Below are 17643 nucleotides of genomic sequence, written 5' to 3' on the forward strand. Positions count from 1 at the left end.
ATGGGCTGCCCGTCACTGTCCCGGCCGCTCCGAGGGCACCGCCTGCTACCACCAGCAACGGCACACCGCAGCAGAGCAGGCCGACCGCCGCAACACCGAGCGTGGACAGCAGAACACCGAGCGTGAACACTGTTCCGGGGCGTTGGCGGCCCTTCGTGTTCGTTGACATGATCATTCCTTCCAATGTCCCGCTCCCGCCCGGCCCTGGCGGACTCACCAGGAAGAAAACGGACCGCGAGATCCTGTGTCACCCATCTTCGACCTTCCACTAGGGGGCAAGGTCAAGTTCTTGGGCCGGTGGCCTCCACCAGGGTTCGCGGGCGGACCCGGGCGGGGTGCCCGGCAGAATCCCGGCTCCACAACATTCCAGTAGACTGGATAGTTATAGAGCGTTTGGTGCTAGGACGTGAAGGATGCATTATGCGAATCGGTGAAGCCGCAGCCGCGGTCGGAATGACCACGAAGGCGATCAGGTTCTATGAGGACCGGGGCCTTCTTCCCCCGGCTGAGCGCTCAGCCAACGGGTACCGGGAGTATGCCGATGACACGGTCAGCAGGCTTGAATTCATCCGCCGCAGCCAGGTGGCCGGCCTGAGCCTGGCACAGATTCAGGGGATTCTGCGTATCCGCGATTCCGGTGCTACGCCGTGCGCCCACGTAAGTGATGTGCTGGCGCGGCAGCTGATGGATCTGGACCGGCAAATCGCAGAAATTACCGCCCTTCGCGAAACCGTTGCCGGGTACCATGCCGCTGGAGCGGCCGCCGATCCTGCAGGCTGCGATCCGGACCGGATCTGCAGCTACCTTTGAGCCGGGCGCGGCTACGCGCCGGGGTTACCGCCGGCAGTGGCCAGGGCTGCCTTGAGTTGCTCCTCGCTGGGCTCCACGGCGCGGAAGACCTCCCTGCCACCATCATCCAAGACCACGAAGGTGCTGACCTGGGTTATTTGATAGGCGGTGATCAGCTGCGTGTTGAGGTCAGAGGCGTATGCCAGGGACGAGGCTTCGTTCAAGGCCAGAAAATCTTCGATTTGCCGGGTCGTCTCATACGGTGCAATATCCACGGCTATGTAGTTAGCGTCGGCAGGTGACCTGCGCTGAAGTTCCGCGAGCGTCCTAGTGGAAGGCCCGCAGGCACCGCACTCGATGTTGAAGAAGAACAGAACGCTCGGTTTCTGGCCCGGTACCGGGACCTCTTTGCCCTGGGCTGTGCGGGCGGTAAACGCGCCCCCGACCGGAGCGGCAGCAGCCGCTCCGGTGTCCGGTCCCTGTGATGTTCCGGTGGAGGACTGAAACGACATGAACAGGGTCGATGATGCGCCGATGACTAGCAGCAGCACCAGCACCGTCTGCCATGACCGGCGGCGGGGCGCCGGTGACTGACCCGCTCCTGCATTGGTACTGCCGGTCATCGTCCGCCGGGGTGCTGCAGGATCCGGTCCCGGGCCGGATCCTGATCTGACACGGACCCTGGGCCGCAGCAGTCCCCTGTCTCACCCGGCACCACTTCGCGGCGGCGCAGGAGCGCCCAGGCCATTGTGACCGCGGCAAGCACTACGGCCGCAGCGATGACCCACGGATTGCCCAGGACTGAGCCGGCCGCGCCCAGAGCACCGGCGGCGATCAGCAACGGCAGCCCGCAGCACAGCAGATGAAGCAGGAAGAAGCCGCCGACAGCCAGTGCCGCTCGGTTTCCCTGGCCCTTTGAAGTGGTTGACATGGTCATTCCTTTCAGTGCTGGCGCATTGGACGCCGACCCGGAGCGGGCGGTATACCCCGGGGCTTTGGTACCAGTGTTGACCTTCCCCCCTAGTGGAAGGTCAATACTGGGTGAGGCAACGCCATCAATGCGCGTTGCCCCTGTCCGCGCGCCGAACTCTGCCAGCTGACCGGGCCCTTTCAAGTTCACCTGGCAGAGGTGGGGAACCCAATCAGTGACGGCCACAGGGCCGTCTTGGGGTGAAGCCCCTTGAACACATCGCCGCCGCCTCCGCGGCGCCAGTGGACAGGGGCCGGGTTATTGTTCCTGACCCGAATCCGACAGCTAACCCCGCAGGCGCCGGCAGAAGGACATCTCTTGAGTATCGACTCCCCTCCAAGGCACTTCCCTGCGCCCGTTCCCAATCAATCCTCCGCTCCAGACAAGCCTCTTCACGGGCGTCGGCGGGCCCAAGTGCGCCCCAGTGCCACCCGCTCTCACCGGGGGCGAAACGCCGGTCTGGCCGTGCTCGCCTCCGGTGTGGCACTGACAGCATCCCTGGCTTCGGCGCACGCTGCTGTCCCCGGCGCGCCTGCCTCCGTCCCCGAGAGCGTGGCAGGGGAAACGTCCGTGTCCGCTGTTGTCATGCCCGTATCTGCTGCCGCTGACGCGCGACTTGATTTCGACCGAACCGAGGTGACCAGCAGCCCTGCTCCAGTAGCGCCGCCTGCGGCGGCTGCGGGTAATCGGCCGGCGATACCTGAACCGCGGCAAACCAAGCCTGCGCCGGCAGTCCGGGAAGTGGAGCAGCCGGCATCGCGGACGGGCAAGCTCAGCTCGCCGGTCGCAAACCCTGTGACCAATTCGCCTTTCGGCTACAGAACCAACCCCTTGAGCGGAGCGGCCGGAGAACTGCACACTGGGCTGGATTTCGCCGCTGGATGCGGTACCCCGGTCTTCAGCGCAGGCAAGGGGACGGTCACTGAAGCTGGATTCAGCGCCTACGGCGGCGGCAACCGCATCGTTATCGACCACGGGAACGGGCTAAAGACCACCTACAACCACCTGGAAACGATAGGCGTCCAGCTGAATCAGAGCGTCGAAACTGGCGTCCGGATTGGTATCGCCGGCACAACCGGAAACTCCACCGGGTGCCACCTCCACTTCGAAGTTCTCGTCAACGGCCAGACCGTTGATCCCTCAGGCTGGTTGTAATCGGCAAATGCGTTTTCCGCTCCCCTGCCCCGGTGCCCGCCGGCCAGAAAGGGTTCAAGAGACCGGCCGCCATTGCACGGGCGAACTGACGCCGCAAGCTGTTGACCGCATCCGGCAACAGGTCCTGCGGATCCCGGCTGCCGGAGCCGGTCAGGGGGGGCTCCGGCAAGCCTTTGGAGGCAATCGCCGCCATCTGGATATATAGAAGGAGCCTTTGATGAGTTCACGGAGGCGCCGGCCGGGTCCGGGCAGCGCACCGGCGTGGATCGCTGGTGCCTGTGTGGTGGCGGCTGTGACGGCCGTTGCCGGTGTGATGTACTCCGGGGCGGCTCGAGAGCGCGTTCTGTCAGACCCCGGCATCATTGTCCGGTGGGGGCTAGCGCCCGTTCTGGTGTTGCATCACCTCGCCCTTGCAGCCGTCGTTGGATCGCTGATTTTCACCGCGGTCATCCTGCCCCGCAAACCGGAGCCGGATCAGGGCCCCGCCTTCGGCCGGGCCCTGACAGTGGCATTATGGGCCGCGGCCGTGTGGGTGCTGGCCGCCTTGGCCGTCCTTGTCCTGACGTATGCCGATGTGGCCGGTATTCCCCTCAGCGCCGGGGCGGACTTCGCAGACCAGCTCGGATTATTCGTGACCGGCGTCGGGGTCGGCCGGGCACGGCTGACGATCTTGTTCATCGCGGTCCTGGTGAGCATGCTGGTCGTTGCCGTGCGCTCTGCGGCCGGACTCCTGTCCGCTGCCGTGCTTGCGCTCTCCAGCATCGTTCCGGCGACTGCAGCAATCGGCCACGCTTCCGGTGGCGTCGACCACATCGGAGCCAGCAACGCCTTGGGCCTGCACGTCGGGGCCGGGACAGTCTGGGTCGGGGGAATCCTCGTGCTGGCATGCATCATTCCTGCCCTTGGCACGGCTGATGCCGACGGTTCCACAGCGCAGACGGTTCTCTCCCGTTTTTCAGCCCTGGCCGGACTGGCCTTCGCACTCGTGCTGATCACGGGAACGATCAGTGCCATTTACCGTCTCGGCGGTATCGGGGGGCTCCTCTCCCCATACGGCGGTCTCCTCCTTCTAAAGACGGCCGCTACGCTGCTCCTGGGAGCGATCGGCCTCCTACACCGGTGCTGGATAATCCCCAGATTGACCACTACGCACCGTCGGTCCCGTCTGCTGTGGCGGGTTCTGATCCTCGAACTGGTCATTATGGGGGCGGTTATGGGCCTTGCCGTCGCCTTGTCCCGTAGCCCTTCCCCCGTGCCCCTGGAACCGGACCCCAAGGCAACCCCGGCCCAGATCCTCACCGGCTATCTGCTGCCACCTGAATTAACCGCGTCAGCATGGCTTACCCAATGGCGCCCGGACTGGCTGTGGATTACCGCGGCGATCCTGGCGGCACTCTTTTACGGCTGGGCCTACAGCCGCGCCCGGTGTTCCCACGACCCGTGGCCCCGACACCGCTTGTTCAGCTGGTTTAGTGCGCTGATACTCCTGACCTTCATCACCTCCGGATTCCCCGCCGTTTACGGGCCGGTGCTTCTCAGCGTGCACGCCACTGCCACGATGGCTTTGGCCTATGCAGTGCCGTGGCTGCTTGTCGCTTCCCGGCCGCTGCGGCTCGCCCTTACGGTTCTGCCGGCGAGGGAAGATGGAAGCACCGGAGCGCGGGAAAGCGTCCTATGGCTTCAAAACACCGCCATCGCATCTGGGCCATTGTTCTCCGGGCTCGTGCTCGGATCAGTGACCATCCTGTTCTATCTGACGCCCGCACTCAGGTTGAGCCTGGCCGAGCATGTGGTCCATGAATTCGGCCTAATACTTTTCCTTGCGCTCGGGATCCTCCTCGCCAATGCCCTACAAGAGGGAGGAGAGGAACCTGAACACCTTCGACACCGCTTGGCTGGACTTACAGCCGGATTAGCAGGAATCGGAGCGATAGGTGTCCGATTCCTCAATCCCGATGTCATCGAACAAGAGTGGTTTTCAGGTCTCGGACGAGTTTGGGGGCCCGTCCCCGCCGCAGACCAACACAACGCAGGGATCATCCTGCTCTCCAGCTGCGTCCTGTCGGCCGTGCTCGTCATCAGATCCCGCCAGCGCAGGAGAAGGCCTCTGCAGAATTCCGGCAGGAAAACACGGTCTAGGGGCGCGCGATGGAAATCAATGTCCCGCGACCATGCCTAAGGACCCAATATTTCCCGTTCCCTCGTGCAGTCACCTTTACCGCCGCCATGTTCCCTCTGGCCGCCGGAGCCCACGTGCCAGCCGGCGGTTCCCTGCCCGAGCCGGCCATTTTCGCCGGACTCGTCGCCCTGGTGCTGGCACCGGTGATGATCCTGGCCAAAATAAGGATCACCGCCCCTGTGATGGTCGGGCTTCTCGCCGCCGGCGAACTGGTCCTGCACGAGGCCTTCAATGCCCTGTCGGTGTCAGCAGCGTTCACTCCCGGTCCCGGCGGGCATCTGCACGGCACCGGACCGGTGCCCCCTTTAGCGGGGGTTCAGATGCCGGAGCACGCCGCAGCCCGGGGGCGCTGATGCTAATCCTGCACGCCGCAGCGACTCTGGCCACCGCCCTGATCGTGGCCGGCGGCGAGGCAGCCGTGTGGGCGCTGGCCGCATGGCTGTGTCCCCTGATCCGGATCGGATCCTGACGGCGGTGGTCATTCCCGACTGGCCGCACCTTCCAGCCCCGCGCCTGACCGTCATTCCTTCCCGGTGGAGAAGCCTGCGGCTGCCCGCCCGGCGCGGGCCGCCGCGTGTTCAGCCCGCTTCTCTCTGAGCGGCACCTCACCCTACGCCGCTGATCCGCCGGCCCTGCCCACAAGCAAGGCCTCGCTGCCGGTCAGCCGTGTTTCCTCTCTCTTGCGCCGCCGCATCCGCGGCCCTTTGGCGCACCCACTTTTTGGAAGGCATGTTCATGAAAACCTCAATCCGTCGTACCCTCAAAACCCTCACCGCCGCCACCGCGACCGCCGGGATGATCGCCCTGGGTGCCACCGCCGCCTCTGCCCACATCACCGTGAACCCTGACGACACCGGAGCCAACGGCTACACGCACCTGACATTCAACGTCCCGAACGAATCCCCGACCGCGAAGACCAGCAAACTCGAAGTCAAGCTGCCCACCGACACTCCCTTCACCTCGGTCTCGGTCAAACCCGTCGAGGGCTGGAGCGCCCAGGTCATCACCAGCGACCTGCCCAAGCCGGTCACCGTGTCCGGGACCACCGTCACCAAGGCCCCGAGCTCCGTAGTCTGGAACGCCGACGCAACCCACCAGATCGGTCAGAACGAATACCAGGCGTTCTCGCTTTCCGTGGGCAAACTCCCCGCAGCCGGGACGACCGTGACCCTGAAGGCTGCCCAGACCTACACCGATGGGAGCGTCGTTAACTGGGACGAACAAAGTGCCGAGGGCCAGCCCGAGCCCAAGCACCCGGCCCCGTCCTTCACCACCACCGCCGAAGACGGAACCGCCCCCACCGCATCTCCGGCGGCAGCATCCCCGGCAGCCGCGACCCACACCTCGGAGACTTCCAGCGATGCGGCAGCCGTGTGGGGTATCGTCCTGGGCGCTGCCGGATTGATCCTCGGCGCAGCCGCGCTGGGACTGGTCCTGGCCAGCCGGCGAACTCGCACCGCAGCCAAGTAGCACCAGCCCCCCGCGCCCGCTCCTGAAAGAACCCGCAATGAAAACGACACACCGCTCCGCTTCGCGGGGCAGGCTCGCCCAATGCCTGCTGATCCTCGCCACCACAGCGTTCCTGATGATTCCCGCCGCGGCGGCGCAAGCCCACGATGTCCCCGAGACCACCGACCCCGCCAACGGCTCCGCAGTCCGCACCGTTCCCACGAAGATCGGCCTAACCTTCAACCACACACCGCTTGCCATCGGCTCCGTCGTCCGCGTCGAAGATGCCACCGGCACCGACCAGGCAGACGGTCCCGTGGCCATCGTCGACAACCACGTCACCCAGGCAGTGAAAACCAGCGCTCCGGAAGGTAAATACACAGTGGTCTGGCGCGTTGTTTCCTCCGACGGCCACCCCATCGAAGGAACCTTCACGTTCACCGCCAGCGCCACAAACACCGCGGGCACGGCGACACCATCAGCGTCCCCGGCCGCGGCGGCCACCGGAACGGGCCTCCCGACCGAACTAATCACAGCGGCAGGCGCAGTGCTAGTCCTGGTGATTGTGTTCGTCATGAGGGCAATCTTCGTCAAGCGCCGGCTCCGAAGCCCGGAGTCCGACCGCTAAGCACGGCCGGCAGATGTTGCTATTCGCTTCACCACACGGCTCGCTCCTCGGTCTCGTATCCCTTGGGATACGAGACGTCTCATCAGCTGAATGAGGGCAACGACGGCAATGCCCCCTTTCTCCTGAAATCGCGCAACTTTTTCGTCGCTCGGCGATTCTCGTAACTATGTCTCGAAACTTACTGGTTGAATCGGTATACCAACCATTAGTTATGAAACACATCGGAGCAGCAGTCATGACGAAACTGATCGGGTATGCACGAGTTTCGACCCGGCAGCAGTCCACCGACCGGCAACAGGCGGACCTTCTCGCCGCAGGCGTTCGACGCGATGACCTCTATGTTGACCACGGCGTATCCGGAGCACGTGCTTCACGGCCAAAATTCGATGAAGCACTTGCCGCGCTCATGGAGGGCGACACCCTCGTCATCACAACCTTGGACAGGCTGGGGCGATCCACCCAAAACATGCTCGCCTTCGCTGACGAACTCCGCAGCCGCGGGGCGGGTCTGCGCGTCCTGAACCTGGGCGGAGGCGACGTCGACACGGCGACACCGATGGGGTCAATGTTGTTCACGATCATGGCTGCCCTCGCCCAGATGGAACACGAGATCAAACGGGAACGCGTCACAGATTCCATCAACAAGAGAAGGGAAGCCGGCAAAGCGCTGGGTGGTCGGCCTCGCCGGCTTACGGATAGTCAGATTCGAAGCGCTGTCAGCCTGGTCAAAGGCGGGGAACCCGCGGCGCAGGTCGCCCGGGATTTCGGAATGTCCAGAGCAACCTTCTATAGGCGATCACGAGCACTTGCTGACCAACAGGGCGTCGTTTAGCACCACAGGTACGGCGCAAAATGGTGCTTTGTGCAGGCGGGTACGGACATCAAAATGTCCATACCCGTCTGCACAACTCGCGTACTTTCAGGGCAGCGTGTGCAGACGACTTCGGAAAATGACAGTTATGCCCGAGTGAGCTTGGCCGATCAGGACACTGCCCTGCAGATCCAAGACTTAAGGGCCGTAGGATGCGAACGCATCTACCAGGACCATGGAGTTAGCGGTACCCGAACAAGCCGTCCAGAACTGGACAAGATGCTCGACCGCCTTAGCCGTGGGGACGAAGTTGTGGTGTGGAAGCTGGACCGCCTCGGACGCAGCACGCGCCATCTTCTGGAGCTGCTCGATGGCTTCAAGGATCGGGGCATTAAGTTTCGATCGCTGCGTGACGGCATCGTCATGGACCCGGATACGGAGTTCGGCGGTGCCATGGCCCACGCCATGGTCACCATCATCTCCGCCTTCGCTCAGCTGGAACGTGACCAGCTCTCCGAGCGGACGAAGGCTGGGATGGCGGTGGCTGCCGAGAATGGTCGTAAGGCAGGACGCCGCCAGGTAACCGCCAGCCACGACAAAGTTAGGCGCGCGCGGGAGCTGAAAGGTCAAGGCCTCCGGCCTGCCGACATCGGAAAGGTCATCGGAGCCAGCCGGGCCACCGTGTACCGGTACCTCACATTGACCGAAGACGACCCCTTATAGGGGCTGTTGTGCAGCTGGCGGGACCTTCACTCCCCAAAACTCGATAAAGGTTGGATCAAGAATTCATCAAGGGCGCTGCTCTAGGAGGACGTCCAAGGGGGTGAAAACGGACCGATCTGAGCATCCCAGGATCGAAAATGCTCCTATTAGGGGCTATTTGCCCGCCTAAGGCTCTATAACCCCCGCGCGGTACACGGCACGCGCGTAGGGGGGTAAGGCCCGCAAAATGACACACAGGGGTTTTTGGCATGGTAGAATGGAACTACAGCGTTGTGATTTCCGTTTAACGACGGAAAACCCCGCCGCAGCTTTGTTAGCGCAAAGCTGAAAAGCCCTGTTAGCGCAGGGCCTCAATGGCGGGGTTGTATGTATTCCATTTTCCAGCGGAATGCATCCATCGTAGCGCGGGCGAGTCGGCCTGTCACTTTGTGTGACATACGACACGCCGCCCCGAGGTACCACAAGGTGCCTTGGGTCCTACGTATGGAAGAGGTGCGCTTTGCGTATCACCGAGCACTACAACATCACCGGCCCCGTGCCCTTCGTCGACGTTCAGATCGAACGTGACAACCTTCTTTTCACCCACCCCACCGCGATCCGCAATGATCTGAAATCCGGCCTTGCTGCAAGCGCAACAGCCCGCCTGGGAAGTTACACAGCGGAGGTACTTCGGTGCCGCGCAAGTCCTAACGCGGCTGACCAGGCGAAGGGCTTGCGCCTGGTCAAGTCAGGTCTGAACGAGCCGAACGAGACCCGCCTGGGCTACACGCGCTACGGAAGTCAAGGACACGGCTGGGGCCCGGGCCTTGGCTCTTATCTCTGGAATTCGCTGCGTAACCCCCTCTGCCGGGACGGCCTTCTGACCGGCCTTGACCAGCTTCCCGTGTTCATCCCCCGCGTGGGCCAGGATCTGATTTCAGATATGACCACGCGGCTCGTGTTCCCCGAACTCATCGACTACACGCTGCAGATGGCGGTGCAGTACCCGGCCATGACCCGGGACCTTCGTAAGGCGTCGTTCACCGTGTGGGACCCAACCAATCGCGACTGGGTCACCATCCAGGACGTGCTGCCTTTCGTCGGCGGACGGCAGCTGCTGCTGGTTCCGAAGGGCTGGGTTTCCAACAAGCTCCTGCTGGCGCCGAGGCCCTACTACAACCGATTCGCTACCACTTCCGTTCAGGAAGAACGCATTCGGTACATCAACGGCAAAGCTGACGTGCCCCTGAAACGGGACCTCCACAAGGAATTCCCTGGCGTCCGGGAGCTGAACGTCAGCCAGACACTCAAAGCCGCTGACAAGGGCACCAACCTCATCGAGCTCTACACAGATTTCGTCGACGACGGCTATGAGCCGATGGATGATTTCGAACTTCTTCGAAAAACGGCCGGATAGCTAAGTCAGGGCCGGCACCCGTTGGTTGCCGGCCCTGACTTGGCGCACTTCGGGGTTAGCGCCCGTAGCCCGAGTCGTTCTGCCGGCGATGGTCTACTGGCCGCTGCCGGGTCATCGCCGTGGCGGTCCCGGTAGCGGCCACAGGTGCAGACTGTTGTGGGAAGGACGCATTCATCAGGCGTTGCATCCTCTCCAGCCGAGGGTCGATTTCCGCAGGCGGCTCAGGCTGTGCTTGTTCCTCCGGTTTTGCCGCGTCCGCCATGAGCTGGTCGATGCGAGCTGAGTTGGCCTGTGCAGCTTTGAGCGCAGCGGCGTGCTTGAACGGCTCCGCCAGTGCCTTGTCTGCCTGTTCGACCCGCGAGAGCGCTTCCTGGCGCCGTGCTTCGACGTCAGCGGCCAGCCGCGGTAGAGAGGCAACCCTGTTTTCGAGCTGCCGGATAGTGCCGATGTCAGCCGACAGCAGATTTCTGCGGGCGATTTGGGTTGTTGCCCTGGGCACTCCTTCGATGCGCACTTCCACGGTGGCGTGGTCGAGGTCCCGGGCGGGGACGAGTTTTGCACGTAGTTCGTGCCCACCAAGGGTGGCGATGGTCCCGAGTTCGTCGTATCCGTAGAGGTTCATGAGGCGGTGGCCGTGTTTGCCGGCCCATGCCCGGAGGGCTTCGGCCGCGTCGCCGCGATTGTCGACTGCCTTCCCGTCGATGCTGGCTTTGAAGGCATCGGCGGTGGTGTCCACGGTCCGGGCTGCTGCCGCTTGGATCAGGGGCAGGTCGGCGGTCGCTGCGTCGGCGGCTGTTTGTTCGCCGCGTTTGGTGTGGGCTACGGCGACCATGTTGCGGTTGTAGGCCCGGTCGAGGCGGCTGAGGCGGGCCAGATCCTGGTCCGCGACAGCCTTTTCAAGAACGAGCGGGTTGCCGCTGGTGATGGCTTTGGCCTGGGCGAAGTTCAAGGTGTTGTCCCCGATGTCTTCGATCTCCCGGACGTCGAGGCGGCCGCGCATGATCTGGTTGATGAACCGGGACTTCCGTTCCAGTCCTTGCCACATGAAGGAGTCGAAGGATTCCTTGGTGACGACCTGGGAGATGCGGACCTCGGGGTTCTGGTTGCCTTGGCGCAGGATGCGGCCGTGGCGTTGTTCGACGTCGGAGGGACGCCAGGGGGCGTCCATGTCCACCAGGTGCACGGCCCGTTTTTGAATGTTCGTGCCGACACCCATTTTTGAAGTAGATCCCATCAGAACAGCGATCTGGCCGGAGCGGGCAGCGGCGAAAAGCCGGCCCTTTTCGGTGTCATTCTTGGCTTCGTGGATGAACCGGATCATGTGTTCGGGTACGCCACGGCGGCGCAGCTGGTCCTTGAGTTCGCCGTAGACGTTCCACCGGTCAGAGGGTGTGCCGAAGTCGCAGAAGACCAGTTGCAGGGCCCCGGGGACCGGGTCGGGTTCCCCGGTTTTCGGGTCGGTGTAGATGCGGTCCTTGTGTTCTTCGTAGACGCTGGCCAGCAGATCAGCGGTGGCACTGATCTTGGTGGGTCCGCGCTGGAACAGTGTGGGGTCCACAAGCCGCATGTCCAGGGCGGCTTTGCGGCCGTCCGAGGAGACTTTGAGCATGTTGTCTTCCTCGGAGTCAACGAGACGTTGCTGGATGGCGTCCACGCGCTTGCCGATGTCCTGGATGTACTCGCGCAGCTCCGGGCCGGGTTCCACGGCCAGCATGTTGGGCTGGCGCAGCCCGTCCCCGTCCCGCGGGGCAAGGTCCGGGACGGGGAGCTTGAGGTCTTCGGCTGTTTTAACGTCCGCGAAGGTGTGGAACATCTTCAGCAGCTCGGGGACGTTCTGGAACTTGGCGAACCGGCTCTTGAGTTTGAACCGGTCACCGCCGGCTACGGAGAGTTCCATTTCCTCGACAACCTGGCCAAACGTAGCAGCCCAGGTGTTGAAGTCCTGGATCCCGGTGGCCTTGAGGAGGTCCGGGCGCAGGTAGCGCTGCATGACGTACATTTCGGTGACGGAGTTGGCGATCGGCGTTGCCGTGGCCCCGGTGATGACCCGCCGGCCTTCGCGCTGGCGCAGGAACTCGGTCTTCATGTGCAGATCAGATGCTCGGTTGGAACCTTGAATGGCGGCGCCGGGGATATTGCTGGGCGTCTCCAGGTTCTTGTAGTCGTGCAGCTCGTCCACCACGAGGTAGTCAATACCGGTCTCTTCAAAGCTGATCCCCGGATCAGCAGGGGTATCGAGTTTGGCTTTCAGTCGCTCTTCCCGGCCCATGACGGCCTTTTCCAGCCTCTTGATGATGCTGGAATTGTTCTGCCCGCCATCGCGGCTGGTGTCCTTCACTGCTTCAAGCTCTGCACGGGCCTGGGCAACTTCTGCACTCAGGTAAGAGGCCTCGGCTTCGGGACTGAGGCTCACGCGCTGGAAAGCGGTGCGGGTCATGACCACGGCGTCCCACTCGTTGGCGGCCGCGCGGGCGACGAACTGTCGGCGCTTGTCCCCGGCGAGGTCTGCAGATGATGCGGCGAGGATCCGTGCCTGCGGGTAGATCTGGAGCCATTCGCGGGCGAACTGTTCCAGCATGTGGTTCGGGATGACGACGGCAGGTTTATTAACCATGCCCAGACGGCGCAGCTCCATCACGCCCATGACCATCTCCGCGGTCTTGCCGGCACCGACCTGGTGGAACAGGCCGACGGCGGGTTCGGAGAGCATGCGGGCCACGGCTGCCCGCTGGTGCGGCCGCGGGACCCAGTCCTTGGCCATGCCCGGGAGGGTCAGCCGATCCCCCTCGGTGCTGTAGTCGCGCAGCACGATGGAGTTGAATCGGCGGTTGTACTCGTCAATGAGGCGGGTAGCCCGTTCGGGTTCCTCCCACGCCCATTCACCGAAACGCTCCTGCAGCAGCTGGGCTTTCTCCTGGGCTGCTGCTGTCTCGGTTGGGTTCAGGACACGGCGGTTATTCTCGCCTTCGTCCGTGACGCGGACGGGCCGCTGTTCCAACACCTGCTTAAGGATGTCCGAGGCGGGCATCCGTTGGGTGCCCCAGTTGCTGGTGGCAGCCAGGGTGTGGCGGTTGGCTTTTACGTCCCACAGGGAGCCGGCCGCGTTGGAGACGGTGGCGTAGGGGTCGTTGAGGATTTCGCGCACGAAGTCTTGGTGGGTGACGGCGTCGATCCAGACTGCACCCAGGCGCGCTTCTACCTCGTCCATGCGTAGCGGCTGGGGCATGACCTCGGTGAGGGCCCGGACGTTGACGGCGAACCTGTCATCGGAGAGTGCTGCCGACTGGGCGACTTCGAGCTTTTCGCGGACGTTCCCGGACAGGTACTCGGCCCGGGTCTGGAAAGTCTCATCAGCGCCGGGGACCTGGTAGATGCTCTCCCCCATCGCTGCCCGTGTTTCCTCGCGGCTGATGCCCAGCAGGGACGCCGCGTAGTCCAGGTCAACCTCGCCGACGGTGTCGAGGGTGACGGTAAGGGCTTCTTCGGCGGTGTCCACGCCAAGGACCGGTCTGCGTGGTTGGACCTGGCGGCTGGAGAGCAGGGCAGCCTGGGTGGCCGTCTGGGTGGCCTCGTCGAAGTTCTCCAGCGCCTTGACCAAGGGCCCGAATGGGTCCCGGGAGACGATGGTGACTGCTCGGGGTGTGATGCGGGCCTGGATGGGCTCCTGCGTCTCTTCATCTACCCGGCCGGTGTCCCGGAGGGTGTAGCGGTTGATCGGCCCGTAGGTGTCCGTGTATCGGCTGTAGGCGTTCTTCAGGTTCTCGCGCAGCCCGTCGATTTCTGCTGTGTCGTCGCGGTTTTCGGCTTCTGCGCTGAGCAGGTTGCGTGCGGCGTCCCGCAGCCCCAGGAGGGCGCGGAGTTCGGCGGCCTGGGTCTTGGGCACGGCGAGGTCGACGTAGGAGCCGTTTTCGACAACGGTGAAGCCGTTGTCGGTGGCGCTGATGTGGCCTTCCCATTCGTGGCTTGCTGCCGGGATGTACGCGGCCCTCTGGCGTTCCTGTTCGGCTGTCCTTTCGCTCATGACCATGCCGGAGGCTTTGGCTTCCGCTACGACGCCGGCCAGTGCCGCGTTCAGGCGCGCGGGCACTGCCGAGAGATCGTCGGTGGTCAGCTGCAGGGTTTCGTCCCCGTACATGCCGTTGCCGACGTGCAGCTCGCCAAGGAGCCGTTCGGGATACTCGTCGAAGTAGGAGTTCAGGCGTGTGATCGTCCCTTCGATTTGGCGGGCGGTGACGGTTTCCCAGAGGTTGGTGGCCGGTTCCTGGCCGGGTTCCCTCCGTCGGAAGATCAGCAGGTCGGTCATCGCGTCGGTGCCCGCTGCCTTGCGGTGGGCGCCGGTGGGCAGCCTGACGGCGCCCACAAGGTCGGCCAGCTGGTTCATCTCCCGGCGTGCTGCCGGATTGGTGGCGTCCAGGGTGAAGCTGGAAGTCAGCACGGCGACCATGCCGCCTGGGCGGGTCAGTTCGAGGCTTTTGAGGATGAAGTGGTTGTGGATCGAGTGCCCGCCGGCGTTGTGGCGGGGATCGTGCAGCGTGACGTTGGCGAAGGGTACGTTGCCGATGGCGAGGTCGAAGTGCCCGGTGGGCAGCTTGGTGTCGGCGAAGGACTCGGCGCGGACGGTGGCCTCGGGGTAGAGGGCCTGGGAGATAGCCGCGGTGGTGGGGTCCAGCTCGACCCCGGTCATCTCGGCGGTGTCCGGGGCAAAGCCGATGAAGGTTCCCACACCGGACCCCGGTTCCAGGACAGTGCCGCCGATGAACCCGAGTTCCTGAACCGTGGACCACATGGCCTGGACGTAGGCGGCGTCGGTGTAGTGGGCATTGATGGTGGTCCGTCGCGCTGCGTCGTACTGTGCCTCGGATAGGAGGCTGCGCAAATGCTGGCGGTCCCCGGCGTATTCTTCCCGGGTCTCATCGAAGATCTGGAAGACGCCTTGCGCGCCCCAACTCCCCCATCGGGCCAGCGACGCTTTCTCGGCGTCCGTGGCCTTCCGCCCCTCGCTCTGCAGCCTCTGCAGGATCTCAAGGGCCTCAAGGTTCGCTTTGATGCGGCTGCGGGCACCGGACGGGGCCAGCTCTTCCTGCGAGGACGGGCGAAACCTGTCCGGAGAAGTCTCTAGAGCTGTTCCCGAAGCCGCTGCATTTCGGCCATGAACTCCAGGTGCTCCTTGATCGTCGGATTCTCGTACTCGTCCTCCTCGTCCTCCGTCTCCGGTGGCGAGAGCAGGTCGTAGCGGACGATTTCCTCGGCCTGGTTCTTCGCGGCGTTCAGCCGACCTACCTTCTCGAGGTAGCTCTCGCCCTGCGGGTCCGGTCCGGCGATCTTGAGCAGCAGTTCGTCCACTTGCTCCTGGGCTTCCTCCCCCAGCTTCGTGAAGAACTCCTCCGGGTCCTGTATCTGGCTGTAGCGCGCCGGACTTGCTGCCTTCCAGGCTTCCTGAGCCTGCCTGCCGTACTTGTTCATCACGATCCTCCTCAGGTGCCGACCAGAGAGCGTCAAAGCTCAACTGGCCATCGATCTGCTTCTTGCGCCCCGCCATGGACTCCCCCTGGTACCTTCGACTCGTCGAAAGTCACGCTAGCGGGGATTCGGCCTTGGTGCTTGTCAGGAGGCCTCAGCGCCTCCCAAAGCTTTTATTACTGGTATTACTGTCATTACCAGTAAAGCTGGGTTCTAGGGTGCGAGCTTTCGTCCCGGAGCTAGTTTCGCGACAGCGCGAGCGACAAAGTCCGTCCAGGAGGGCAGGGAAACCCTGCAAGGCCAACAGAAATGTCACCCACCGTTCTGTTGACGCCTGAAGGCAGTGAGAACTCCTACAAAAAATGCGTTCCTATTATCAGCCGTCCAAGTTCGCGCGAGACTAATGATCACCCGCATGTGATCCTTACGGAAACGCAGCGGCCGAGTCTCAGGTTCCACTGCCCCTCGTGCAGGCTTTGGCTTGGTGGGAGCCCTTCCGAAGATGTCGTTGGCCGGAATCGGGCTATCATCTGGGGCGAAGATTTCCGCAAACTTATTGTCGGCTGCGGCCCAGCTGATCGCATTCAGGACGATGCCCGGGTACGAAATACCGGTGCTGTCGTGGTGTTCTCCGAGCCACTGATTTAGATCCTTCGGAAGGTAGAGCGTGACGTGCCCGGAGTGTTCCTCATCGGCGGGCTGAATCTCCTGCCGTACTCCACGAGCCTGAACCGGCAAATGTTCCACGGCAGGAGCTTCCAACCCACCTGCAAGCGCATCCGATGTAGTGCCCGATGGGCTGGCTGGTTCGGCTGCGCTCTCTCCGTGAGAGCCCTGAACTGGTGCTGACACCTCAACATGCCCCTCGCGTGCCTGAGGTACAGTCATCGCCGCAATTTCAGGTGCAGGGTCCGCTGGTGCTGAATCCGACAGGATAGGCGACTGCACGGGTTGCGGAGCCCGTTTTTTCAGGCCACCCAGGGCACTCAAATCCATCTTTCCCGGACTCGAAGTCAGACTCATTTAACCGCCACCTCAAGACTTTGGTCGAGCGCCTCTTCCTGAGCTTGCAGCTCGTGGACAATTTGCTCTGTCAACCTCATATAATCCTCGGCGAGATTTCCAGCTGACTGCGCGATACGTGGTTCATCAGAGCCCTTACCCTTGTTGCGCAGCCGCTCCCAAAATGGTGATTGCGTGGCTGCCCTGGCCGCGAGCTCATGCGCGGCCAACCCACGGAAGCTCGCATCCGCATCGGCAGCAACGACATCACGAATACTGCCCTCAAATACAGGCGCGATGCCGTCCAGTGACTCCTTGAGGAGTGAGCGTGCCTGCTTATCCACATTCCGGGCATTAGTCGGGATGCCGAAAAGAATGACTCCGAGCAATGCAACGGCCGGATTGTCGTTCTGAACACTGACAATCCGGCGGGCCAGTGACTCAAGCCCACGGATCGACTTCGGCTCAGGCTTCACCGGAGCCAGAATCCAACGAGACGCCAGCATCGCTTCCTCGATTGCAGTCCATCCTGCTTCTGAAGGAGGAGTATCTATCAGGACGATGTCGTAGTCCGGGGCGATTTTGGCTAAGGTCCGTGCTACTCCCCCGCGCATTTTTCCCTGACGAGACGCGTCTCCTTGAAACGTGTCCATCAGCTGGGCTGTGTGATTGCCGCCGGCGAGAACGTCCAGCCCAGGCCTCACATCCTTGATCGGCAGCGGAACTTTGTTGTAACGAACCGCGATATCCAGGGCTTCGCCGCGGTCGTAGCGCTCATCGTTAATAATGCCCAAGTTCGTGGACGTATCACCCTGTGAGTCCAGGTCTACGACCAGCACCTTGTAACCGGCGCCAGCCAGTAGCGCAGCGAGATTGGTCGTGACGGTCGTCTTTCCCACACCGCCCTTGCCGTTGGAGATGCAGACGGTACGCCGGGACGCCAGTTGAACAGCGGACGACAAGATGTGGGAGGTAGTAGCCGTATCCATAGTGCACAGCCTATGTGAGGTCAGTGCGATACAGCTGTACATTTGACGGGGTGTCGCACAAAATTTGCTCTAACACTGCTTGCCAATAACTG

General features: G+C 63.1%; 14 protein-coding genes and 1 riboswitch. Of the genes, 9 read left to right on the forward strand and 5 right to left on the reverse strand.

Going from position 1 to position 17643, the window contains the following annotated elements; all coding sequences use genetic code 11:
• Positions 1-420 precede the first annotated feature (420 nt).
• Positions 421-810, forward strand: a complete 390-nt coding sequence (locus tag ACHL_RS22750) for a heavy metal-responsive transcriptional regulator (protein ID WP_012623522.1) — start codon at positions 421-423, stop codon at positions 808-810.
• 11 nt (positions 811-821) lie between these two features.
• On the opposite strand, the gene ACHL_RS23985 is transcribed toward ACHL_RS22750, so the two are convergent.
• Together ACHL_RS23985 and ACHL_RS22760 are read right to left on the reverse strand one after the other, a co-directional pair.
• Positions 822-1340, reverse strand: coding sequence for a TlpA family protein disulfide reductase (locus ACHL_RS23985; RefSeq protein ID WP_244266600.1), 519 nt, complete (start codon positions 1338-1340; stop codon positions 822-824).
• Between the two features lie 68 nt (positions 1341-1408).
• Positions 1409-1720 (reverse strand): hypothetical protein, encoded by a 312-nt coding sequence (locus tag ACHL_RS22760; protein ID WP_012623524.1) that lies wholly within the window; start codon positions 1718-1720, stop codon positions 1409-1411.
• 139 nt (positions 1721-1859) lie between these two features.
• A riboswitch (cyclic di-AMP (ydaO/yuaA leader) is annotated at positions 1860-2074 on the forward strand.
• A gap of 516 nt (positions 2075-2590) precedes the next feature.
• On the opposite strand from ACHL_RS22760, the gene ACHL_RS24775 reads away from it, so the two are divergent.
• The 8 genes from ACHL_RS24775 (at position 2591) to ACHL_RS22800 (ending at position 10100) form a co-directional block, all read left to right on the forward strand.
• Positions 2591-2914 carry a M23 family metallopeptidase gene (locus tag ACHL_RS24775; protein ID WP_244266601.1) on the forward strand — a complete coding sequence of 108 codons (324 nt, stop codon included), beginning with the start codon at positions 2591-2593 and terminating at the stop codon, positions 2912-2914.
• Positions 2915-3440: 526 nt separating this feature from the next.
• Positions 3441-5093 (forward strand): cytochrome c oxidase assembly protein, encoded by a 1653-nt coding sequence (locus ACHL_RS22770; RefSeq protein WP_167534801.1) that lies wholly within the window; start codon positions 3441-3443, stop codon positions 5091-5093.
• A gap of 47 nt (positions 5094-5140) precedes the next feature.
• Positions 5141-5446, forward strand: coding sequence for a copper resistance protein CopC (locus ACHL_RS24780; RefSeq protein WP_235423701.1), 306 nt, complete (start codon positions 5141-5143; stop codon positions 5444-5446).
• A gap of 382 nt (positions 5447-5828) precedes the next feature.
• The gene (locus ACHL_RS22780; protein WP_012623529.1) at positions 5829-6563 is read left to right on the forward strand and encodes a YcnI family copper-binding membrane protein; all 735 of its coding nucleotides are present in this window, start codon (positions 5829-5831) and stop codon (positions 6561-6563) included.
• Positions 6564-6600: 37 nt separating this feature from the next.
• Positions 6601-7170: a copper resistance CopC family protein gene (locus ACHL_RS22785; RefSeq protein ID WP_012623530.1), complete on the forward strand. Its 570-nt coding sequence runs from the start codon at positions 6601-6603 to the stop codon at positions 7168-7170.
• A 235-nt stretch (positions 7171-7405) separates the two neighbouring features.
• Positions 7406-8002, forward strand: coding sequence for a recombinase family protein (locus tag ACHL_RS22790; protein ID WP_012623531.1), 597 nt, complete (start codon positions 7406-7408; stop codon positions 8000-8002).
• 54 nt (positions 8003-8056) lie between these two features.
• Positions 8057-8704: a recombinase family protein gene (locus ACHL_RS22795; protein WP_081434861.1), complete on the forward strand. Its 648-nt coding sequence runs from the start codon at positions 8057-8059 to the stop codon at positions 8702-8704.
• A 535-nt stretch (positions 8705-9239) separates the two neighbouring features.
• Entirely contained in the window at positions 9240-10100 is an 861-nt protein-coding gene (locus ACHL_RS22800; RefSeq protein ID WP_157672519.1) for a hypothetical protein, read from the forward strand.
• A gap of 55 nt (positions 10101-10155) precedes the next feature.
• Here the strand turns inward: ACHL_RS22800 and ACHL_RS22805 are convergent, their stop codons facing one another.
• From ACHL_RS22805 to ACHL_RS22815, 3 genes are all read right to left on the reverse strand, one after another.
• Entirely contained in the window at positions 10156-14976 is a 4821-nt protein-coding gene (locus ACHL_RS22805) for a helicase-related protein (protein WP_012623534.1), read from the reverse strand.
• A gap of 239 nt (positions 14977-15215) precedes the next feature.
• Positions 15216-15563 carry a hypothetical protein gene (locus ACHL_RS22810; protein ID WP_012623536.1) on the reverse strand — a complete coding sequence of 116 codons (348 nt, stop codon included), beginning with the start codon at positions 15561-15563 and terminating at the stop codon, positions 15216-15218.
• A gap of 1016 nt (positions 15564-16579) precedes the next feature.
• Positions 16580-17551, reverse strand: coding sequence for a ParA family protein (locus ACHL_RS22815; RefSeq protein ID WP_012623538.1), 972 nt, complete (start codon positions 17549-17551; stop codon positions 16580-16582).
• Positions 17552-17643 lie beyond the last annotated feature (92 nt).

The sequence above is a fragment of the Pseudarthrobacter chlorophenolicus A6 genome, from assembly GCF_000022025.1.
In the GTDB taxonomy this organism is placed as follows: domain Bacteria; phylum Actinomycetota; class Actinomycetes; order Actinomycetales; family Micrococcaceae; genus Arthrobacter; species Arthrobacter chlorophenolicus.